This is a genomic window from Paraburkholderia sp. RL17-373-BIF-A (genome assembly GCF_046030175.1).
GTDB lineage: Bacteria > Pseudomonadota > Gammaproteobacteria > Burkholderiales > Burkholderiaceae > Paraburkholderia.
In genome coordinates this window covers 65,314-83,135 of record NZ_JARESO010000016.1, presented here as the reverse complement: position 1 = coordinate 83,135, position 17,822 = coordinate 65,314, and the positions used below count along the sequence as shown (strand labels likewise).

The following is a 17,822-nucleotide window of genomic DNA, read 5'->3' as shown; positions in this document are numbered from 1 at the left end:
ATTCACCTCGCGCCTTGCGCGGCAACCGACGGCGACGCCGCCGCTTGCGGCCGCGTCAGCCGATGAAACTGCCTGCCGAAATAGATCAACCCATCGCCATCCGAGCGCAACGCAATGTGGTGGATCTGCGCGAACATGACCGAGTGCGAGCCGACCGTCTTGATGTCGACGATCTCGCCTTCGAGACTGGCGATCGCATCCGCGAGCACCGGCGCCGACGACGCGCCGCTCGTCCATGCATGGCGTCCGAAGCGCTCGTCCATCGAGCACGCTGTCATGCCGGCGAAATCACGCGCGAGTTCCTGGCACTCGGCGGCAAGCACGTTGATGCACACGCTGCGGTTGCGATGCAGTACGTCGTGCACATAGCTGGCCTGATTGATACAGACGAGCATGGTCGGCGGCGCGTCCGTCACCGAGCACACCGCGCTCGCGGTGATGCCGCAGCGGCCGCCGGGTCCGTCCGTGGTGATGATGTTGACGGCGGCGGGCAGGCACGCCATCGCATCGCGGAAACGCTTTCTGGTGTCTTCGATCGTCACGTTCTTTTCCTGTTGCATGGCTTGAGGCAGGGCGTGCCGAGTCACGGAAAAGGCGTGACGGGCGGCACACCGGCGAACAATGCGCCGGATGCGTCGTACGTGCCTTCGCCCAGAAACGCATGCTGCGTCACCACGATCGAATCCCGCACGAGACGCTGCAACCGGTTCTCGCGATAGATCGCGGCGATGCCCGCCATCTGATAAGCCTGCATCACCACTTCGGCGCCGATCTGCGCGGCGTGCGTCGCGCTGAGGCGCAACAGATTGGCCTGTTCCTGCGACACGGGATCGCCGTCGATAATCGTCCTCCACGCGGCTTCGGCGGATTCGTAGAAGAATGCACGGGCACTGCGCCAGTTGGCCTCCGCTTTCGCGAGGCCCGAGCGGTAATAGCCGCGATCGGCGAGGCGCGGCGCGCCGGTGGTGGTTTTGGTCGAGCCGGACAGGCCCGTCAGCAGATCGAGCGCCGCGCGTGCGAGGCCAATGTTGACGGCCGCGTGCACCTGCGCCTGATAGGCGACGGCGGGGTAGCGGTAGAGCGGTTCGTCGATCAGTGCCGCGCCGCCGCGCACGAAGGTCCATTGCGCATCGACGAATTTCTCGCGCAGCCGCAAATCGTGGCTGCCGGTTCCCTGCATGCCGACCACGTTCCAGTTCTCGACGATCTCGACTTCATGCGCGGGGAACACGGCGGTGAACGGTTTGCCCGCGCCCGCATCGCCGGAATTGGCGGGCGTGCCGCCGATGCCGACGCCGATCCAGTCGGCGCCCTTGCAGCCGCTCGCGAAGCGCCACTGCCCGCTGACCACGAAGCCGCCCGACGCTTTGGTGGCGGGTTGCAGCGGATAGAGGCCGCCCGAGAAAACCTGGTCGGGGCCGGTGGTGTAAATCTGCTGCTGCGTCTCGATCGGCAATGCGGCCAGATAGGTATTCGCCGAGCCGAATGCGGCGACCCAGGCGGCCGAGCCGTCGGCGATCGCGATGCGTTCGAGCATTCGCAGGAATTGCGCCGGCGGCAGCGCGTCGCCGCCGAAACGTTGCGGCGTGCTCGCGCGAAAGATGCCGGCGCGCTTCATCTTCGCGATCATGTCGCGCGGAACGTGGGAGAGTTGATCGAACTCGTCGCGGCGGCGCTCGATCTCGCCGATCAGCGCGTCGAGTGTGATCGGGCCGGCGTAGTCGGGATACGGATCGGCGTGATCGATTGCGCGAGGTTCATAGGCGTAGGTCGAAAGACTGCTCATCTGAAGGCTTTGCATGATGACGGCTTGGGAGTGGGAGTGAATGAGTGCGGACGAAGTGGCGTCGATAAAGCGTTAAGCACTTTCGTGTTCGACATGCTCTCTGGCTTTCGCCTGAAGCCGCAGCGCCTTTGGAAAGGTCTCCGGTGCGAAGCAGGTGGCGAGCACTGTGATCAAACCGAGCACGACGAGATAAATCGCCACCGGCGCAGCGCTGCGGTAGTGCGCGAGCAGCGCGGTCGCCACCATCGGCGAAAGTCCGCCGCCGAGTACCGATGAAATCTCGCGGCCGATACCGAGCCCCGAGAAGCGCAGATGAACGGGCAGCAACTCGCTGATGAAAGCGGGCTGTGCGCCCTCCAGAATGCCGAGCGTGATGCTGTTGGCGAGTACGAGCGCGGTGATGACTTTCCACAGCACGCCCGAGCCGAACAACGTGAAATACGGATAGGCGACCAGCACCATCGCCACGGCGCCGGCGAGGTAGACCGGCTTGCGGCCGACACGGTCCGTGAGACGGCCCATGAACAAGGACACGGGAATCATCAGCAGCATCGACACAGTCAGGCCGCCCAACACCCAGCTCGATTTGAGGCCGATGAACTGACCATACGCGATCGAGAACGCGAAGAAGATGTACGACGCCGCGCCTTCACCGAAACGCAGGCCGAACACCGTCAGTACCTGGCGCGGACATTGGCGCAGCACCTCGACGATCGGCATACGGGCATCGCGGCGAGTCGCCTTGACCTCGGCAAACTCCGCGCTTTCGTCGACGGAGCGGCGCATCCACAGACCGAGCGCGACCAGCACGGCGCTGCAGAGAAACGGCACGCGCCAGCCCCAACTGTGGAAGTCGGCGGGCGAGAGCGTTTGCACGAGCAGAAACGCGGCGGTGGACAGCACGAAGCCGAATGCCGCGCCGCACGGACTCCAGGCTGCCAGCCCACCGCGCCGGGAGGCGGGCGCGCTTTCGTGAATCAGCAGGATGCTGCCGCTCCATTCGCCGCCGGCGGCGAGACCTTGCAGAATGCGCAGCAGCACCAGCATGACGGGCGCGGCGAGGCCGATCTGCTGATACGTCGGCAGAAGACCCATGCAGACGGTGGCCGTGCCCATGACGAGCAGCGTCAGCATCATGACCGTCTTGCGGCCGTAGCGGTCGCCGATATGGCCGCACAACACGCCGCCGATGGGCCGCGCGATGAAGCCCACCGTAAAGCCGCCGAATGCCGCGATCGTACCTGTCAGCGGATCGCTGCCGACCGGAAAGAACAGCTTGCCGAATACGAGAGCGGCAGCGGTACCGTAGAGAAAAAAGTCATACCATTCGAGAACCTGCCCGAGCACGGCGGTCGTCACTGCGCGACGAACCTTGCTGGTGGGCCGGGTTGAGGTTAGGGATGTCAGAGCGGCTGTCGCGTCAGAATTCATGGCGGGTCATGGCAGGTGGAAGGTCACGATGTGGAGGGTCGCGCGTTCTCGCCATGTTGTTCGGCAGGAGCGGCGAGACGAGCCCGGCAGGCATGATCGAACGATAGGACCGGGAAATAACGCGGTCAAATTCGGGCCAAAAATGGCCGTCATGAATCGTGTGCATGACGGTGACGGTACTTCGCGCGAGGCCGTTGCGGCGACGGGCGTGTTGGCGTTCTCTGGAGAGGGGAACGGGCTTTGATTCGGGGAGCTGAGATTTGGCGGAGTGCAGAGCGAGCCGCTGAACGGCGGTCTTATCCTGCGAACAACGGAGGGGATCTGCAATGCAACTGACCGACTTCGATACGCTGAGCTTCGACTACTTGCTTCTTTCACGACCGTGAACCGGCGAAAGCGGCCGTGCCGGCGTCGTGCTGGATTTATCGCAGGCAAATGAGAACTGCCGCCTCGGCGCATCGCCTCTCACAAGTGAGAAGCGATGGCGTTCGGCGGCAGAGCGTTCCTGCATCAAGACATCAAAGCACTAGCAACGAGAGGCTCGTCAATCAAGGCCGCCCTGACACATGTACTTGATCGACATGTAATCGTCGAGTCCATATTTCGACCCTTCGCGGCCATAGCCCGATTCCTTCACGCCGCCGAACGGCGCCGCTTCGCTCGACACCGCGCCTTCATTGATGCCGATCACCCCCGCTTCGAGCTGCGCGGCCACGCGATTGATGCGCCGCACGTCCTGCGTGTAGAAGTAGGCGGCGAGACCGAACGGCGTGTCGTTGGAGAGGCGGATCGCTTCGGCTTCGTCATCGAAACGGAATAGCGGCGCGACCGGGCCGAAGGTTTCTTCGCAGCAGACGAGCATGTCGTCGCGCGCGTCCGTCAGCACAGTCGGCGCGTAGTAGTTCGGGCCGAGTTCCGTCAAACGCTTGCCGCCGACCAGGATTTTCGCGCCATGTTTGACGGCGTCTTCCACGTGACGGGCAATCTTGTCGATCGCGCGTTCGTTGATCATCGGGCCGATCTGCGCGTCCGGGTCCGTTGCGGGCGCAACCTTCAAAGCGGCGACGCGTCGCGCGAGCAGTTCGGCGAAGCGCTCATAGACGCCAGCTTGCACATACACGCGGTTCGGACACACGCAGGTCTGACCGCCATTGCGGAACTTCGCCGCCATCAGGCCGACAACGGCCGCGTCGAGATCGGCGTCGTCGAACACGATGAAGGGCGCGTTGCCGCCCAATTCCAATGACAGCTTCTTCAACGTGCCCGCGGATTCTCGCGCGAGATGCTTGCCGACCGGCGTCGAACCGGTGAACGTGATCTTGCGCACGCGCGCGTCGGCGAGCCAATCGGCCACGGCGGCAATGCCCTGTTCACGCGACGCCGACAGCATGTTCAGCACGCCATCCGGTAAACCGGCTTCCTGCGCGAGCGCGGCGAGGGCGAGCGCGGTGAGCGGCGTGTCTTCGGCTGGCTTGGCGACCACGGTGCAACCGGCCGCGAGCGCGGGCGCGATCTTGCGGGCGATCATGGCCAGCGGGAAATTCCACGGCGTAATCGCGGCGACTACGCCGACCGGTTCCTTCACCGCGCTCATGCGCTTGCCGCGCTGCTGCTGCGGAATCAGATCGCCGTAGATGCGGGTCGCTTCGTCGGCGAACCACGCCACATACGACGCGCCGTAAGCGACTTCGCCGCGGCTTTCCGCGAGCGGCTTGCCCTGTTCCATCGACATCAGCTTCGCGAGGTCGTCGGTATTGGCGACGATCAGCGCGTGCCAGCGGCGCAGAATCTCGGCGCGCTCGCGCGGCAGCTTGTCGCGCCATGCGGGGAATGCGCGGGCGGCGGCGTCGGTGGCGGCGCGCGCGTCCACGGCGCCGCTGTTCGCGACTTCGACGATCGTTTCGCCGGTGGCCGGGTTGGTGACGGCAAAGCGGGCGCCGTCGGCGGCGCCGGTCCATGCTCCGTCGATCAGATTTAGCGGGCGGATCAGTTCATTGCGTGTCAATGCGAGAGACATTCGGTTGCTCCTTCAGGTTGCCCTTGACGTAGCGAGGCTCGCGGCCGCGTACGCGCGTCGATTGATGGATCGATGCTACGCCTCTACCGCAATCGATGAAATTGCCAATCGAGGCGCCGGCGGTTTGCACGCCGTTTTTTTTCGGCGATGACAGCATTTTCTGCTGATTACCCTGCAAATTCATTTCAACCGTCGCGGGCCGGTCGACGCGCGTACCACTAAGGTGGGCGGTGGCGCGAGCACCATCGACGGCTGCTGGTGCGGCGTCTGGATCAGCCGGATCAGACTTTCGATCGACAACTCCGCGATCGCCGCGGTTTGAATCGCGACCGTCGTGAGGGCAGGGTGCACCTGGTGGGCGAGTTGAATGTCGGTAATGCCGATCACCGAAACGTCGTTGGGCACCGAACGGCCCAGCGTGATCAGGGCCTGCGCCGCGCCGATCGCGAGCAGGTCGTTGGTCGCGAAGATCGCGGTGAGGTGCGGCCGGTTCGCCATCAGTTGCATGCAGGCGGCGTAGCCGGCGTCGATCGAGTCGCGGATCTGCAGCACCGCGGCCGCATCGGCCTCGATGCCGGCGGCACGCATCGCCGCGCGAAAACCGTTGGAGCGCGCGTCCTGCAAGCCGCCGCAACCGTCGCCGATCAGGAGGCCGATTTCGCGGTGGCCGAGTTCGAGCAGATGCCGCGCGGCCAGCTCGCCCGCGTGAGCAAAGTCCACGGCGATGCAAGGCAGCGCGGGCGGCGCTTCCGGGTGTTCCCACATGGCCAGCAGGATCGGCGCGCTGTGCGTGGCCGACGCGCACAGGTCGTTGATCGTGATGTCCGTGTTCATGACGAGCACGCCGTCGGCCAGCGTGCCCGCGATCTGGTTCAGATAGGCGCGGCCGATCTCGGCGTCATCGTCAGTATTGCAAACCATCAGGAAGTGGCCGGCTTTGCGCGCGGCGCGCTCGGCGGCCAGCACGAACTCGGGGTAGAACGGGTTCGAGATATTCGACAGCATCAAGGCGAGCGTCGACGAGCGGCCCTCGGCCAGCGCACGCGCATTCAGATTGGGCCGGTAGCCGAGATCGGCGATTGCCTTGAGCACGCGTTCAGCCGTTTCCGGGCGCACTTTCTCGCGGTTGCGCAGCACGTTGGAGACGGTCGCGGCAGTAACGTGAGCGCGCTTCGCGACTTCGGACAAAGTGACCATATGCGATTTATCCCATATTCAGGGAATGCGATTCAAATGTTGCAAGCTGAGGACGACGTTGATAACTTGCTGGAAAACACAGCGGAGACACCCACCATGACTTTTTCCCTCGAACTCAAATTTAAGCGATTAAATGCTTGCCGCACAAGGGCTGGCCACTTATTTTTCACAGAAATTTAAGCGGTTAAATCCGAAGGAGGCATCATGGCGGCGATTCGTTTGACGAATGTGCAGAAGTCGTACGGTGACCATCCGCCGGTGATCCGACGCGTGAATCTGGAAATCGCGCAGCACGAGTTCTGTGTCTTTCTTGGGCCGTCGGGTTGCGGCAAGTCGACCCTGCTGAGAATGTTCGCCGGTCTCGAAGACCTGAGCGAAGGCGAGTTGCACATCGGCGGCCGTCTCGTGAACGACGTGCCCGCCGCAGCGCGCGGCGTGGCGATGGTGTTCCAGAGTTACGCGCTGTTTCCGCACATGACCGTGTTCGACAACATGGCATTCGGACTGAAACTCGCGAAACAGCCCAAGGACGTGATCGACAGCAAGGTCCGCGAAGCCGCGCGCATTCTGCAATTGGATGATTATTTGCAGCGCTATCCGAAGGCGCTTTCGGGTGGTCAGCGGCAGCGCGTCGCAATCGGCCGGGCGATAGTGCGCGAGCCTGGCGTGTTTCTGTTCGACGAGCCGCTCTCGAATCTCGATGCCGCGCTGCGTGGCCAGACGCGAGTCGAAATCGCCCGTCTGCATCAGCGCTTTGCCAACGCGAGCGTGGTGTACGTGACCCACGATCAGGTTGAAGCGATGACCCTCGCCGACCGGATCGTGCTGCTGCACGCCGGCGCGGATGCGGAGCGCTTCGGCAGCATCGCGCAGAGCGGCGCGCCGCTCGAGTTGTATCACCATCCGAAGTCGCGCTTCGTGGCGGGCTTCATCGGTTCGCCGCGCATGAATTTCATCGACGCCGTAGTCAACTCGATCGAACCAGGCAGTGTGACGGTCTCGTTGCTAAAAAGCGGCGAGCGCTTGATCGCGCACGTCGATGGTCAACGCTTGCAGCGCGGCCAGCCGGTCACGCTCGGCGTGCGGCCCGAACATCTGCGCCTCGATGGCGACGATCAGTTCGTGCAGTGCACGACGGTGCTCTCGGAACGGCTCGGCGAGCACAGCTATATTCACGCGGATCACGCGGCGGGCACGCTCATCGCCAAGGCCGCGGGCGATACGCCGATCGGTTCCGGCGAGCGCATCGCCATTCATGTTCCGCCTTCCGCGTGTCATCTGTTCGACGCGGATGGATTGGCATTGCGGCGAAGCGCGTTCGAGCCCGAGCGGGCCGCCGCTTGAGTTTTCATTCGTGAGCGCTGAAAACACCCACTGATTCATCAAAGCCGAATTCCGCCACAGAGCGGGTTACATCGCCGGCAGCCAAACGCTGCCGGTCAACAAGGTATCAAGGAGACACAAGATGATTGCTCTTCGCCTTCGCCGTCTTGCACACGTGTCGATCGCAGCCGCGCTGGTTGCCGGCTCGCTCTGCTGTGCCGCCGTCGACGCCGCCACGCTCAACGTCAACGTATCGGCGCGCGGTAATCAGCGCTCGACGTGGCAGGACGCGTTCGACAAGTTCAAGAAAGCCAATCCCGATGTCGATCTCAAGGTGACCTACATCACCGAGGAAGCGTACAAGGTGCAGATGAGCGGCTGGCTCGCCACCGATCCGCCCGACGTCGTCTCGTGGCACGACGGTGAGCGCATGGCGTATTACGCGCAACGCGGCCTGCTCGAAGATCTGTCGTCGGACTGGAGCAAGAACGGCTGGTCGCAGCAGTACGCGTCGGTGAAGGAAGCGTCGACGTATAAGGGCAAGCAGTACGCGGCGCCGCTCGGCTATGACGCCTACGGCTTCTTCTATCGCAAGGATCTGTTCGAGAAGGCCGGCATCAAGAGCGAGCCGAAGACGTGGGACGAATTCCTCGATGCCTGCAAGAAGCTGAAGGCGAGCGGCGTGGCGCCGATCGCCGTGGCCGCGCGCGATAGCTGGACGCTCGCCGCCTGGTTCGATTATCTCGATCTGCGTATCAACGGCAACGCATTCCATCAGCAATTGATGGCGGGCGAAATTCCGTACACCGATGCGCGCGTCAAGAAGGTCTACACCGCGTGGAAAACGCTGATCGACGATCACTACTTCATCGACAACGCGCTCTCCTACGACCTCGATTCGATCGCGCCGTTTCTCGTGAACGGCAAGGCGTCGATGATGCTGATGGGCACGTTCTTCTCCGCGAGCATTCCGGCGAACCTCAAGCCGCAAACCGGCTTTTTCCGCTTCCCGGTGATCGATGCCAATGTGCCGATGGCCGAAGACGGTCCGGTCAACGTACTGCTGATTCCCGCGAAAGCGAAGAACAAGGCCGACGCGCGCAGGCTGCTCGCCTTCATGGAACAGCCGCAGATCAACGCCGATCTCGCGAAGGGCTGGGGTCAACTGCCGTCGAACAGCCAGTCCGCGGAACCTGAAGACGCGATTTCGAAGGTCGGCTTCCAGACGCTCGCCAACACCAAAGGCGGCATTGCGCAGTTCTACGATCGCGACATGCAGAAGGAAATGGCCGACGAAGGCATGAAGGCGATGCAGCAGTTCTACAGCGATCCGTCGCAACTCGACGCCGTGCTCGTGCGTCTCGAAGCGACCCGCAAGCGCATCTACCAGAAGTAAAGAAATAAGCCCTGGAGCGCCGGCGACGTAGCAACGGCCGGCGCTCGTCCTCGATTCGTCTTCGATTTTCCGACGAGGCCCGATCCATGTCTCATTCCGCAGCGCGCCGCTTACCCGCGGCTTCGCACCGTCACGTCTCGACGACGCGCCGTCACCAGCACCGCGCCGCGTTTTTCTTCCTGTTGCCGGGCTGCGCGTTGTTCTGCCTGTGCGTGGTGTATCCGATCATCAGCAGCATTTCGCTCAGCTTTTACCACTGGGACGGCATGACGCCGAAGACCTTCGCGGGTTTCGACAACTACATCGAGCTGTTTCATGCCGACACGTTCTATACGGCGCTCAAGAACAATCTCATCTGGCTCGTGCTGTTCCTGCTCGCGCCGCCGCTCGGCCTGCTGTTCGCGTTGTATCTGAACCAGCATATCCGTGGCATGCGCGTCGTGAAGTCGCTGTTCTTCGCGCCGTTCGTGCTCTCCGGCGTGGTGGTCGGTCTCGTGTTCAGCTGGTTCTACGACCCGGGCTTCGGCTTGCTTCGTCTGATTGTCGGCCACGGTATTCCCGTGCTCGGCGATCCGCACACGGTGACGTTCGGCATCGTCTTCGCCGCGCTGTGGCCGCAAACACCGTTCTGCATGGTGCTGTATCTCACGGGCCTGACCGGTATCAACCCGGAAGTGGTCGAGGCGGCGCGCATGGAAGGCGCCAAGGGCGTGAAGTTGCTGTGGTACGTGATCCTGCCGCAACTGCGGCCCGCCACGTTCATGGCTGTGGTGCTGACGGTGATCGGCGCGCTGCGCAGCTTCGATCTGATCGCGGTGATGAGCGGCGGCGGTCCGTTCGACAGCTCCACCGTGCTCGCCTATTACATGTACGACCAGGCCATCAAGTACTACCGCGAAGGCTATTCCGCGGCGATTGCCGTGGTGCTGTTCGCCATCATGCTCGTCTACATCGTGTTCCATTTGCGCCGCATGTTGCGCGAAGAACGCTGATCTCCAGGAGTTACGCGTCATGTATCCGCTTCCCGTCGAACGCTGGAAACCGCTCAATCGCACGCTTTACAAAGCGTCGCTGCCCATCGCGCTGCTGATCTGGCTGCTGCCGATGCTGGCCGTGCTCATCACGTCGATCCGTTCATCGGACGAGCTTTCGCAAGGCGATTACTGGGGCTGGCCCAAACACTTCGCGCTGATCGAAAACTACGGTGCCGCGCTCACGCAAACGCCGATGCTGCATTACTTCACCAACAGCGTGCTGATCACGGTGCCGTCGGTGATCGGCGCGATCGTGCTGGCGTCGATGGCGGGTTTTGCTTTGGCGACCTATCGGTTTCCGGGCAATACGGCGGTGTTGTTCGCGTTCGTCGCCGGCAATTTCGTGCCGATCCAGATCCTGATGATCCCGGTGCGCGATATGGCGCTGAAGGTCGGACTCTTCAACAGCGTCTGGGCGCTGGTGATTTTCCACGTGTCGTTTCAGACCGGGTTTTGCACACTGTTTCTGCGCAATTTCATCAAACAGTTGCCGTTCGAAATGATCGAGGCCGCACGCGTGGAAGGCGCGAGCGAATGGACTATCTACCTGCGCATCGTGCTGCCGCTGATCCGGCCCGCGCTCGCCGCGCTAGGCATTCTGGTGTTCACGTTCGTGTGGAACGACTACTTCTGGGCGCTGTGTCTCACGCAAGGCGACGACGCCGCGCCGATCACGGTGGGCGTCGCGGCGCTCAAGGGCCAATGGACGACCGCATGGAATCTGGTCGCCGCCGGTTCGGTGCTGGCCGCGTTGCCTTCCGTGCTGATGTTCTTCGCGATGCAGAAGCATTTCGTCGCCGGTCTGACCTTCGGTGCAAGCAAGGGCTGAGCGCCTGTTCGACGTCATCTAACAACGAGACTTTCTCATGCAACTTGGTGTCTGTTATTACCCGGAACAATGGCCGCGCACGATGTGGGCCGACGACGCGAAACGTATGGCCGAGCTCGGCATCACGCATGTGCGGATTGCCGAATTCGCGTGGAGCCGGATGGAGCCGCGCGCCGGCGAATTCGTGTGGGAATGGCTCGACGAAGCCGTCGCCACGTTGGCGGCCGCCGGGTTGAAACTCGTGCTCGGCACGCCGACCGCTTCGCCGCCGAAGTGGCTAATCGACGCGTATCCGGAAGTGCTGCCGGTGCGCGCCGACGGCACGCGGTGGAATTTCGGCTCGCGCCGTCACTACGATATATCCAGCGAAATCTATCGCCGCGAGTGCGTGCGAATCGTCACGGCGATGGCGCAGCGCTATGGAAGGCATCCCTCCATCGTCGCGTCGCAGACCGATAACGAACTCGGCTGCCACGATACCGTACCCAGCTATTCGCCAGCAGCGCTCGGGCGCTTTCAAAGCTGGCTGCGGCGGCGCTATGAAACCGTCGAGGCGCTCAACGACGCGTGGGGCAACGTGTTCTGGAGCATGGAGTACCCGTCGTTCGAGGCGATCGGCTTGCCGAACCTCACGCCCACCGACGCCAATCCGATTCATCTGCTCGACTTCCGCCGCTTCATGTCGGACGAGGTGGCGAGTTTTCATCGCGAGCAGATCGATGTATTGCGCGAGTACGCGCCGAAGGCGGACTTGCTGCACAACTTCATGGGTTTTTTCACGACCTTCGATCACTACCGCTTCGCCAAAGACAATGCGCTCGATGTCGCCGCGTGGGACAGCTATCCGATCGCGCGCACCGAATCGATCGCGCTGCCCGACGAGCAGAAGGCGCGTTATGCGCGCACCGCGCATCCTGATGTTTCCGCGTTTGACCATGACCGCTACCGCGCGATAGGCAACGGACGCTTCTGGGTGATGGAGCAGCAGGCCGGGCCGGTCAACTGGGCGGCGTGGAATCCGGTGCCCGCGAAAGGCATGGTCCGGCTGTGGGCTTACGAGGCGTTCGCGCATGGCGCGGAACTGGTGTCGTATTTCCGTTGGCGTCAGTGTCCGTATGCGCAGGAACAGATGCATTCCGGGCTCAATCTGCCGAATAACGAATTGTCGCCGGGCGGCCTCGAAGTGCAACAGGCGGCGCGCGAGATTGCAGCTTGCGCCGCGCTGTCGGAACTCGCCGCGCCGTCGCGCGCATCTGTTGCGCTCGTATTCGACTACGAGACGCAATGGATGTTCGAGATTCAGCGTCATGGCAAAACCTTCGATTATCAGACGCTCGCGTTCGACTACTACGAGTCGTTGCGCGAACTCGGGCTCGACGTCGATATCGTGTCGAGCCGCGCGGATCTAACGGGCTATGCCATGGTGGTAGTGCCCAGCATTGCGGTGATCGACGACGCGCTCGTGCATCAGATCGAGCGGAGCGAAGCGCAATGGGTCTTCGGCCCGCGCAGCGGCTCGAAAACCGACAGCTTCGCCATTCCTTCCACTCTGCCGCCCGGCGCCTTGCAACGCGTTCTGCCGATGCAGGTGCTCGAAGTCGAGACGTTGCGGCCCACGCTGGCGCCCGCGGTGTCGATCGGCGGCATGCATGGTGCGGCGATACATTGGCGCGAGCACGTGCGGGCCAATGGCGACACGCAGGTCGACGCGCAATTCGACGACACGTGGCCGGCGATTCTCTCGCACGGCAGGATCCGTTATATAGCGGGCTGGTTGTCGCACACGTTGCATCGCACGGTATTGCAACAGGCGGCGCACGAGGCCGGGATCGACACGCAGCTATTGGCGGAAGGCTTGCGCATTCGGCGACGCGGCGATCTGACGTTTGCGTTCAATTTTGGCGCGGAGCCCGTGCATGCGCCGGCGCCGACAGGTGCGACGTTCGTGCTCGGCGATGCGTTGCTGAAAACGGGCGATGTCTGCGCGTGGAAGAACGCCTGAGGCCGTTGACTGTTCGACGGAATCGAATCGAATCGAGTCGAAAAAGTGTGTGTTTGTCGGAGGGTGAAACTCAAGCGCTTCAACCTGGGACCAGGCGGCCTTCAGAATAGCCGCCCATCAATAGATGGAGGATGACAGATGAACAGAAGAGAAATGCTCGGCTGGCTCGCATCGACGGCGGCGGCAGCCGGCGCCGGTGCAACGCTCGGCGCACCGGCGCTCGCGGCCGAACTGCAAGCCTCGAGCCGTGGCAGTCGGTTTGCAAAAGGCGCGGACCTATCGACGCTGCTCGAACTGGAGGCGAACGGTGCGAAATTCTATGAGCACGGCGTACCGCACGACTGTCTGCTGCTGCTGAGAAGCCACAGCGTCGATTCGATTCGTATCAAGGTCTGGAACGATCCTGGCAATCCGAACTTTTTCCCGGCCGATCAAAGTCCCGCTGCCGGCTACAACAATGCCGAGCATGTGCGTGTGCTCGCGCGCCGCGCCGCCGCGCTCGGCATGCGCGTGCTGATCGACTTCCATTACAGCGACTGGTGGGCCGATCCGGGCAAGCAGTATCCGCCGCACGCTTGGGCCGGCAAGGACATCGTGCAGACCTGCGCATTGCTGTCGGAGTACACGTCGAGCGTGCTGAAGATGCTCAAGCGCGACGGCGTGCATCCGGAGTGGGTGCAAGTGGGCAACGAGATCACCGGCGGCATGCTATGGCCGCTCGGCAAATACGATCAGTGGGACAACCTCGCGCAATTGCTGAAGGCGGGGCACGACGCGGTCAAATCCGTCGATGAACGCATCAAGGTCATGCTGCATGTGGACAGCGGCGGCAACAACGCGACGAGCCGCTGGTGGTTTGACAGCGCGACCCAGCGCGGCGTCACGTTCGATGTGATCGGCTTGTCCTACTACCCACAGTGGCAAGGCTCGCTGAGCGACTTGCAGAACAATGCGAACGACCTCGCGACGCGCTACGACAAGGATGTGATGGTGGTCGAGACCGCATACCCGTGGACCACCAGCGACGGCGATTCTGAACCGAACTCGATGACCAACGTGGGGTCCGCGACTTACCCGCAGACCCCGGCAGGCCAGGCGCAGTTTCTCGGCGCGTTGACGGACATCGTCAAGGCGATACCGGACGGCCACGGCAAAGGCGTGTTCTGGTGGGAGCCCGAATGGATTCCGACGCCGAACGTCGGATGGAAAGTCGGCACCGGCGATCAGTGGGACAACAACACGTTGTTCGATTTCCACGGCAACGCGCTGACGTCGCTGGATGCATTTCGAAAACGCTAGCGGCTAGAGCCAGCCGCTATTGCGTGGGCGCCTGCGCCTTATTACGGTTCGCGCAATCCGACGTGAACATCATGCTCGCCTGATCCGGCGTCATGTGCGGCGCGTCCGGGCTGTAGATCCTCTCGATGATGGCGCTGACCGCTTGCCGGTCAGCCGCATCCTTGTAGTACTTGGCGGCCTGATCGAGTGCTTGCGCCTTGGTCTTTTTGTGCGCGCGCCACGAGGCGACCTGCCCGGCGATATCGCCGATCGCAAAGCATTGGTCGCTGACGGTTTGCGCAACGGCTTGAACGGCCGGCTGCGCGAGACACACCGCAAGCAGCGCGGATACGACTACGCGTTTCATTCCCTGAATCCTGTGGTTAGATGAGCAACGGTGCGAAAGCGCTGGCATCTACCACCGCGGCAACCGAATGGGTCAACAACCGCGTAGTTTATCGGGAAGTGACGCGTCGCGTTTTCTGACGCGAGGCAGCAAAGAAAAAGCCGCCTCGAAAGGCGGCTTCAAACAACCATTAGATCATCCCGCGCACGGCCGCTCAATGCCCGAACGACTCCGCCTTCGACGCGCCCACGTTCGTCACATGCGGCCGTGCCGCCTGCTTGATCAGCAAAGCCACGCAAGAAATCAGACCCGCCACCGCGACCATCGCGAAGATGCCCCCGAACGTGAAATGGCGGCGCGTCAGTTCGGCCACGAGGAACGAACCCGCGATCCCGCCGAAGCGCCCGATGCCGAGCATCCACGCCACGCCCGTGCCGCGGCCTTCGGTCGGATAGAACGCGGCGGCGAGCGCCGGCATCGACGATTGCGCGGTATTCATCAACACGCCGGCGACGAACACGATGAACACCAGCGCGCCCACGTTGCCCACCGCCTGGCCGATGAAATACACGCTCACGGCCGTCAACGCATAGCAGGCCGCGATGATGCGGTTCGCGTTGAAGCGGTCCATCAGCACGCCGCACAGCACCGCGCCCACGCCGCCAAGCGGGAACAGCGCGGAAATCAGCGTCGCGCGCTGCGGCGTGAGTCCGGCGTCCTTCAGCAGGATCGGCATCCAGTTGATCGACGCGTAGAAGATCACGAGGCCCATGAAATAGGCGATCCACAGCATCACAGAACCGATGATGTACGAGCGCGACAACACCACCGCCATGCCCTTGCCGCCGGTCTGCGGCGCGGTTTCGGTCATGATGAAGCTGCCCGCTTGCGCCGCTTCGCTCGAAATGCGCGCGAGCGCCGTGCGAATCCGTTCGACCGGCTGGCTATTGGCCACCATGTAGCGGACCGATTCCGGCATCTTGATCACCAGCAAGATCAGGAGCAGAAGCGGCGTGATGCCGCCGAGCAGCAGCACGCTGCGCCAGCCGAAATGCGGAATCATCCACGCGGCGAGGAACCCGCCGAACGCGGCGCCGAGCGGGAAGCCGCAAAACATCAGGTTGATCAAGGTCGCACGGCGGCGATCCGGGCAGTATTCGCCCATCATCGTCACGGCGTTCGGCATGGCCGCGCCGAGGCCGACGCCGGTGATGAAGCGCAGCGTCGTCAGTTGCTCGATGCTGGTCGAGAATGCCGAGCCGAGGCACGCCACGCCGAACAGCAGCACCGAGCCGAGCAGCAGCGAGCGTCGCCCGAGCCGGTCGGACAGCGGTCCCGAGCCGAGCGCGCCGCAGGCGAGGCCGAACAGCGCCGCGCTCAGCACGGGCGCGAGCGCCGGCCTGGTGATGCCCCATTCGGCGATCAGTGAAGGCGCAATGAAGCCGATCGCGGCCGTGTCAAAACCGTCCAGCAGGACGATGATGAAACACATGAAGAACACGAGCCACTGGAACGGCGAAAAGGGATGTTCGTTGATGAAGGTCTGAACGTTCACAGCGGTGCTGCGGTTCATGATGTTCTCCTCACTGCTGAATACGGAAAGGCTCGTGAGTACGAGCCTTTTCTTTTTATACGATCGGACGCCGTTTTAGAAGCGGTGCACGATGCCCACGCCGGCGGCGAACTGGCTGCGCGACGACGACGGCGCGCTCTGGAAGCCGTCGCCGATGGTTGCCGTCGCGCTGATGATGTGGCCCGAACCGGCGGTGCCCAGCGTATTGCCGTTGGTGCGCTGGAATGCCTGCAACGCATAGAGGCCGGTGCGCTTCGACAACGCATAGTACTCGGACAGGTTGACCTGCTGGTACTGCGCCGAACTCGTGATGCCATTCGCCTTGGTGGCGCGCGTGTAGCTGTAGCCGGTCGCGAAGTCCCACGAAACGGTCGGCTTCCAGTGCAGCACGACGCCGCCCGTGTTGAAGATCGCCGTATCGCGGAAGCTCGAGCCGACACCCGGAATGTACTGCACATTCGAGTAGGCCGCGGACACGTCCCAGCCATTGCCGAAGTTATAGCCGCCGGTCACGGCAAAGCGCTGTTGCGCCTGCGCCGTCTGATAGCCGTTGGTCACGGCCGACACGCCCGGCTGTGCGCCGTTGTTCGACACGGTCGAATCCGCGCCGTAGGCGCCGCCGCCGAGCGTCGAGTTGTTGATGCGCATGAAGCCGACCGCGACGCCGACCGGGCCGTTGATGTACTGCACCGCACCGCTCCACGTCGAGCCGCGATTCAGGCTGCCCGGCACACCACCGAGCGAGTACGAGCCGCTGAACGTGAAGCCGTACAGTTTCGGCGAGGTATAGACCAGCGAGTTGTTCGCGCGGTAAATCGTGTCGAGCGCGTCGACGTCGCCCGGGTGTGCGCCGTAGAAGCCGGTGAGCCACGTGGTCGGGCTATACGGCGACAGCAGCGAGTAGTACGCGGTGTACTGGCGGCCGGCCTGCAGCGTGCCGTACGTCGGGTTCGTCACGCCGACCCATGCCTGGCGGCCGAACATCGCGTTCGTATATTGCTGCGCGCCGGTGGCGGAATTGAAACCCGACTCCAACTGGAAGATGGCTTTGGTGCCGGCGCCGAGGTCTTCCGCGCCCTTCAGGCCAAAGCGGCTGCCGGCCCACACGCCTTGCACCATCTTCACGTTCGATTTGCCGCCCGAGGTCGAGCCGAGCGAAGGGGCCTGGCTGCTTTGATAGCCGATACCCGTATCCACAATACCGTACAGCGTCACGCTGCTTTGCGCGAAAACCGGTGCGCTGGCCAGAGCGGCGATCGCGCAGGCGAGCCGGGTCATTGTGATATTGCGATTCAAGAGGTGTTCTCCAATTCGACCTGCCTCGACTGCGACGGCAGTCCCGGCGACCCAGTCGTCATCAAATTCTTGTGTGCGACTTGTTCGCATATAGAACTGTGATTCTTTATACGAACAAGTCTGCACTGTAAGCAATATGACAAGGAAGGGTCAACGCGGGATTACCCGACTTTGTTGCGGATGCACATCGGTTGGAAAAAGAAAGGCGCTGGACAGCGAGCAGGGTCACGCGGGCCGCGGCGCGCGTCGGCGCGCCGGGAGGGGATGGGATTGGGAAGAGAGAGGAGCGCCAGCCTGACAGGCACCGCATGGTG

14 protein-coding genes are annotated in these 17,822 nt (G+C 63.0%); 6 read left to right on the top strand and 8 right to left on the bottom strand.

Annotation, left to right across the window (positions count from 1 at the left end):
* Nucleotides 1-2: 2 nt before the first annotated feature.
* The 5 genes from hpaC to P0D80_RS20905 all read right to left on the bottom strand — a co-directional run bounded on the left by hpaC (nt 3) and on the right by P0D80_RS20905 (nt 6,431).
* The gene (hpaC, locus tag P0D80_RS20925; protein WP_408286470.1) at nt 3-560 is read right to left on the bottom strand and encodes a 4-hydroxyphenylacetate 3-monooxygenase, reductase component; all 558 of its coding nucleotides are present in this window, start codon (nt 558-560) and stop codon (nt 3-5) included.
* A gap of 23 nt (nt 561-583) precedes the next feature.
* Nucleotides 584-1,801 carry an acyl-CoA dehydrogenase family protein gene (locus P0D80_RS20920; RefSeq protein ID WP_408286468.1) on the bottom strand — a complete coding sequence of 406 codons (1,218 nt, stop codon included), beginning with the start codon at nt 1,799-1,801 and terminating at the stop codon, nt 584-586.
* 57 nt (nt 1,802-1,858) lie between these two features.
* Nucleotides 1,859-3,217 carry an MFS transporter gene (locus P0D80_RS20915; RefSeq protein WP_408286466.1) on the bottom strand — a complete coding sequence of 453 codons (1,359 nt, stop codon included), beginning with the start codon at nt 3,215-3,217 and terminating at the stop codon, nt 1,859-1,861.
* A 544-nt stretch (nt 3,218-3,761) separates the two neighbouring features.
* A complete protein-coding gene (locus tag P0D80_RS20910) occupies nt 3,762-5,234 on the bottom strand; it encodes an NAD-dependent succinate-semialdehyde dehydrogenase (RefSeq protein ID WP_408286464.1) in 1,473 nt (490 codons plus the stop codon).
* A gap of 180 nt (nt 5,235-5,414) precedes the next feature.
* Nucleotides 5,415-6,431, bottom strand: a complete 1,017-nt coding sequence (locus tag P0D80_RS20905; protein ID WP_408177839.1) for a LacI family DNA-binding transcriptional regulator — start codon at nt 6,429-6,431, stop codon at nt 5,415-5,417.
* Between the two features lie 204 nt (nt 6,432-6,635).
* Between P0D80_RS20905 and P0D80_RS20900 the strand changes: the two genes are divergently transcribed.
* The 6 genes from P0D80_RS20900 to P0D80_RS20875 all read left to right on the top strand — a co-directional run bounded on the left by P0D80_RS20900 (nt 6,636) and on the right by P0D80_RS20875 (nt 14,314).
* Nucleotides 6,636-7,775 carry an ABC transporter ATP-binding protein gene (locus tag P0D80_RS20900; protein ID WP_408286463.1) on the top strand — a complete coding sequence of 380 codons (1,140 nt, stop codon included), beginning with the start codon at nt 6,636-6,638 and terminating at the stop codon, nt 7,773-7,775.
* Nucleotides 7,776-7,896: 121 nt separating this feature from the next.
* A complete protein-coding gene (locus P0D80_RS20895; RefSeq protein WP_408177841.1) occupies nt 7,897-9,150 on the top strand; it encodes an ABC transporter substrate-binding protein in 1,254 nt (417 codons plus the stop codon).
* A gap of 86 nt (nt 9,151-9,236) precedes the next feature.
* Nucleotides 9,237-10,142 (top strand): carbohydrate ABC transporter permease, encoded by a 906-nt coding sequence (locus P0D80_RS20890; protein ID WP_132381878.1) that lies wholly within the window; start codon nt 9,237-9,239, stop codon nt 10,140-10,142.
* A gap of 19 nt (nt 10,143-10,161) precedes the next feature.
* The gene (locus P0D80_RS20885; RefSeq protein ID WP_408286460.1) at nt 10,162-11,013 is read left to right on the top strand and encodes a carbohydrate ABC transporter permease; all 852 of its coding nucleotides are present in this window, start codon (nt 10,162-10,164) and stop codon (nt 11,011-11,013) included.
* A gap of 37 nt (nt 11,014-11,050) precedes the next feature.
* Nucleotides 11,051-13,015: a beta-galactosidase gene (locus P0D80_RS20880; protein ID WP_408286458.1), complete on the top strand. Its 1,965-nt coding sequence runs from the start codon at nt 11,051-11,053 to the stop codon at nt 13,013-13,015.
* A 138-nt stretch (nt 13,016-13,153) separates the two neighbouring features.
* Entirely contained in the window at nt 13,154-14,314 is a 1,161-nt protein-coding gene (locus P0D80_RS20875; RefSeq protein WP_408286456.1) for a glycoside hydrolase family 53 protein, read from the top strand.
* Nucleotides 14,315-14,330: 16 nt separating this feature from the next.
* Here the strand turns inward: P0D80_RS20875 and P0D80_RS20870 are convergent, their stop codons facing one another.
* The 3 genes from P0D80_RS20870 to P0D80_RS20860 form a co-directional block, all read right to left on the bottom strand.
* A complete protein-coding gene (locus tag P0D80_RS20870) occupies nt 14,331-14,660 on the bottom strand; it encodes a hypothetical protein (protein WP_408286454.1) in 330 nt (109 codons plus the stop codon).
* 193 nt (nt 14,661-14,853) lie between these two features.
* Nucleotides 14,854-16,212, bottom strand: coding sequence for an MFS transporter (locus tag P0D80_RS20865; protein WP_132381886.1), 1,359 nt, complete (start codon nt 16,210-16,212; stop codon nt 14,854-14,856).
* Between the two features lie 75 nt (nt 16,213-16,287).
* Nucleotides 16,288-17,490, bottom strand: coding sequence for a porin (locus P0D80_RS20860; RefSeq protein WP_132383248.1), 1,203 nt, complete (start codon nt 17,488-17,490; stop codon nt 16,288-16,290).
* Nucleotides 17,491-17,822 lie beyond the last annotated feature (332 nt).